The 4,167-nt window shown below is 60.7% G+C and carries 3 protein-coding genes; 2 read left to right on the top strand and 1 reads right to left on the bottom strand.

Annotation, left to right across the window (positions count from 1 at the left end; all coding sequences use genetic code 11):
- Both QMG25_RS20115 and QMG25_RS20110 read left to right on the top strand, forming a co-directional pair.
- Positions 1-569: glucose-6-phosphate dehydrogenase assembly protein OpcA (locus QMG25_RS20115; protein ID WP_283462878.1), on the top strand; the 569-nt coding region annotated here is incomplete at its 5' end.
- Positions 570-706: 137 nt separating this feature from the next.
- Positions 707-2,458: an IS1634 family transposase gene (locus QMG25_RS20110; protein WP_283462876.1), complete on the top strand. Its 1,752-nt coding sequence runs from the start codon at positions 707-709 to the stop codon at positions 2,456-2,458.
- 242 nt (positions 2,459-2,700) lie between these two features.
- On the opposite strand, the gene QMG25_RS20105 is transcribed toward QMG25_RS20110, so the two are convergent.
- Positions 2,701-3,969 (bottom strand): helix-turn-helix transcriptional regulator, encoded by a 1,269-nt coding sequence (locus QMG25_RS20105; RefSeq protein WP_283462874.1) that lies wholly within the window; start codon positions 3,967-3,969, stop codon positions 2,701-2,703.
- Between the last annotated feature and the right edge of the window lie 198 nt (positions 3,970-4,167).

Here is a 4,167-nt window from a genome sequence, read left to right as displayed (position 1 = left end):
GCATCACCGACTCCGCCAATGCGGCAGATCCCCGGGCAGCGCTGTTGCACATCGCAGACAGCTACGCGGCCGGCGACACCGACCTGGCCTGGACCCGGCTGACCAACTGGCGCATCCAGCTCGCTGCGGTCCTGGACCAAGCCGACGGCACTCCCATCGCCGCCGTCGCCGTAGAAGGTGCCTCCGACTCACCCAGCACAATCCTGCTGGCCTCTTGGCTGCAGCAGGCCTTGGGCACCGCCGTCACCATCGTCATGGACACCGCGGGCACCGGGATCCGAGGTGTCCAGCTGTCCCGGGCCTCCGGTGACATTCGGCTGTTCCGGCACGGACACACCGTCGCTAAACTGACCCAGCCTGGTCAGCCCGCACAGTGGATCTCCTTACCGCGCCGCTCCCTTCAGGACTGCCTGGCGGAGGAACTGCGCCGTCTCGGCCCTGATGCGGTCTTCGGTGAAACGGTTCGGAGTCTCGGTATTTCCACAGTGCACCAAGAATGCCTCGAGGCGTTGACTGGCAGCGTGGATCGAGAATCTGAGCGGGACCGTTTGTCACCAATTTCCATTTAGGCTGAAGTTACGTAGGCCCTTTCCCCGTTTTCCTTCTGTATTCCGGGGAAAGGGCCTCTTTTATGTCAATATTTGTAGCCACTAAATTCTTTGGAAAAGTACTTCACTTTTATGATTGATGCTCGTAGTATCAGGTTATGACACAGAAGCCACCGGCGATGCATGTAGCCGTGAGTAAGGCCCGGCGCATGAACAAGACCGGGGTGGAAGTCGAGTACCGTTCGGTGCTGTTGCGCACCTCCTTCCGCGAAGGTGGGAAGGTCAAGCACGAGACCCTGGCGAACCTCTCAGCACTGCCGGACTCCGCGGTGGATACGCTGCGGGCTTCCTTGGCGGGCAAGACCATGGTCGACGCCGACGCCGCCCTGCACATCATGAGGTCGTTACCGCACGGCCACATTGAAGCCGTCTATGCCATGGCCCGCGGCCTCGGTTTCGAATCAATGCTGGGACCGGCCTGCCGGGAACGTGAGATTGTCATGGCGTTGTTGGCAGCCCAGATTTGTGCCCCGTCCTCGAAACTGGCGACCCTGTCTTTCTTCGCCGACACGACCCTCGGCCATGACCTGGGGGTAGTGAACACCGATGAGCTGTATCGGGCCATGGACTGGCTCCTGGCACGCCAACCGATCATTGAAAAAGCGTTGACCCGGGCGTACCTCCGCCCGGAGGTCAACCCGGACAAACTGGCCTTGTTCGATCTCTCCTCGTCCTGGGTCACCGGCACCCACAATCCGTTGGCCGCGTTCGGGTATTCACGGGATAGAAAGCGGGGTGTTCAGCAGATCGAATACGGGATGCTGGCCACCCAGGCCGGGGTCCCGATCGCCGTGCGTGTGTTCCCCGGCAATACCGCGGACCCGACCGCGTTCATCAAAATAGCCGCCGACATTCAGGCCCTGTCGGGGGTGGAGGACATGGTCATGGTCGGGGACCGGGGCATGATCACCTCCGCCCGCATCACGGCCCTGAAGGACACGACGTTGGGGTGGGTCAGTGTGTTGCGGAACACCGCGATTCAGGAACTCGCCCAGGACCAAGGCCCCTTGCAGATGAGCCTGTTCGATCAGCAAAACCTGGCCGAAATCAGCCACCCGGATTACCCCGGAGAACGCCTGATCGCTTGCTACAACCCGGCCCTGGCCGCCATGCGCAAGCACAAACGTGCCGAGCTGCTCGATGTGACCGAGGAACGGCTGAAAACAATCCAGAAAGCCGTCACTGCCGGCCGGCTCAAGAACGCTGGGAAGACCGGGGTGCGAGTCGGGAAAACCCTGGGTAAAAACAACATGGCCAAACACTTCACCCTGACCATTACCGACACGTCCCTGAGCTGGGTACGCAACCCAGAGAGCATCGCCAAGGAAGCCGAGCTGGACGGGATCTACGTCATTCGCACCAACGTCTCCGACACCACCATGGAGCCGAACGAGGCGGTGCGGGTTTACAAGTCGTTGGCGAACGTGGAGAAAATCTTCCACTGCCTGAAATCACAAGACCTGCAGATCCGCCCGATCTACCACCACACCGAGACACGCACCCGCGCCCACGTGTTCCTCTGCATGCTCGCGGGCCACCTGACCTGGCACCTCCGCAAAGCCCTCGCGCCCTTGACCTACACCGATGAAGACCGGCCCGTGCCCGTCGAGCCCGTCGCCGCCGTGACCCGCTCCGCCGCCGCAGCCCGCAAGGCAAGCACCCAACAACTCGCCGACGGCACCCTCGCCTACACCTACCAAGCACTCCTGCGCCACCTCGCCACACGGACCCGAAACACGATGACCATGGCCGGTACGAACGGCACTTTCGAGCTCCTCGCAACACCCACACAAACCCAACACCAAGCCCTGACCCTCATCCACGACCACGCCGCAACCTACAGAAAGTAGCCAGACACCCCCAACACAATGACAGGAAGATCCCCGGAAAACCGGGGATCTTCCTGTCATTTCCTGCGTAACTTCAGTTTAGGAGGATCTCACCGATGGCAAAGAGCGCGGCTGCCGTCGGTAAACTCTGCAACCACACGCCTAGGGGAATTGGCCACAGAGAGGCAAGCACGGTCACCTGGTCGGCCATGTTCCATTACCAACTGGTGGACATCACCCTGTGTCGCCGGGTCGTTGCATAATCACCGGAGCCCGTGAGTGTGTGCCAGCGCGATGGCTTCGGTGCGTGAGCCGACGTCGAGCTTCTTGAACAGGTTCCGTACATGGAACTTGACCGTATTCTCGCTGATGCCCAGTGTTGTTGCGATGGTGCGGTTGCGTTGGCCGTCGGCAAGCTGCTGCAGCACTTCGAGTTCCCGTGCAGCAAGGTTCCAGCCGGCGACATCCCCGGCCTGGCGTGCGGGAGGGTCCAGGGGGAGGGTGACGAAGACATCTGCACCCCAGCCCGGCATGACGTCTACCTGCAGGCGCCCAGCGACCGCTTGGACCCGGCTATCCAAGCGGACTATGCTCGGTGCGTCGGCGGCGAGTGCACCGCGGCCGTCGTCGCGTACGTTGATCAGCAGGTTTTCACCATCGCAGTCCCACTGCGTCCGGACCCTGCTGACGTCGGGTTGCTCCATCATGGCCAGCAGAAGTCCGCGGACAATGGCGCGTGCCGCGTGCGCAACTTCGCCGGGCAAATCCCTTCCATTTAGCGGCGGTTCAATGAACTCGACTTCTATACCGCTGAAGCGTGTGAGCGGTCGTAGGTCCTCCCGCAAGCGTTCAAAGGCTGTGGCGACGGGCTCTTTGACAAGGTCATTTGTGCGGTCGTTGAGCGTACGGAGTTTGATCAAAGCCTTGGCGGTGATGTCTGTGACAGTTGAGCGGGCTACTGCATCATCCAACAAGGGAGAGCGCAGGGCTGCAAGAAGGGTCTCCAAGGTCGTCGAGTGCATGTCAGTGAGTTCCGCCGTCACCCGGATGCGTTCAGCTGATGATGCTCGCGACTCCATCAGGTACGCCGGCGGAGCGTCGGCCACTTTCTCTTGGATCCGCCGGGCAGCAACGCGCCACAGAAACGTCACCAAGTCCAGCCCAGCATTATCCTCTGGATCGGACGAGTGAGGATCCGTGAGGACGAGGAGGGCGCGGCTGGGAGGGTATGTGAGGGCGAGTACTGAGCGGGATTGGCCTGCCAGCTCGGCTTCCCCGAACCAGGAATTCTCATCCGAATGGGCAGTGCGAATGGCATCAAGCTCTGCTATGGAGACCTGCGAGGTGATTTCTTCCTCGCCTGCCTTCTTCTGCGGCCGCCCCGTGCAGTCTTCCGTGAAAATGACCAGCGCGCTGCTTCCCAGATAGGGCAGTGTGGCATCACGCAGCCGTTCCGCAATCTGAGACAGAGGGGCATCGCTCAATGCTGCCACTGCCTGCAAAAGCGGCCAGGGCAGATCTGGAAGGGGCACGGTAGTTTCCTTGAGGGGCTGATCATCGGCTGCATTCATATGGACAGTCTACCGGAGGCAGAAACTTCCATCCTATCCTAAAGTGTAGTTGGGACTGTCAGAAAATAGTGTTCCGTCTGCATGTTTGTTTCGTCATGATGGATATCAACCGGAATGCATCCGATTGGCCGTTATTGGTCGGTGACTGAATTGAAGAGG

The sequence above is a fragment of the Arthrobacter sp. H35-D1 genome, assembly GCF_030063185.1.
Taxonomy (GTDB): domain Bacteria; phylum Actinomycetota; class Actinomycetes; order Actinomycetales; family Micrococcaceae; genus Specibacter.
Note: the sequence above shows the minus strand (reverse complement) of the source record. Positions and strands in the feature narration are given on the sequence as shown.

Excerpts from the sequence above, each read along its gene's own strand:
- QMG25_RS20110 (WP_283462876.1), top strand. The coding sequence starts at position 707 with ATGACACAGAAGCCACCGGCGATGCATGTAGCCGTGAGTAAGGCCCGG.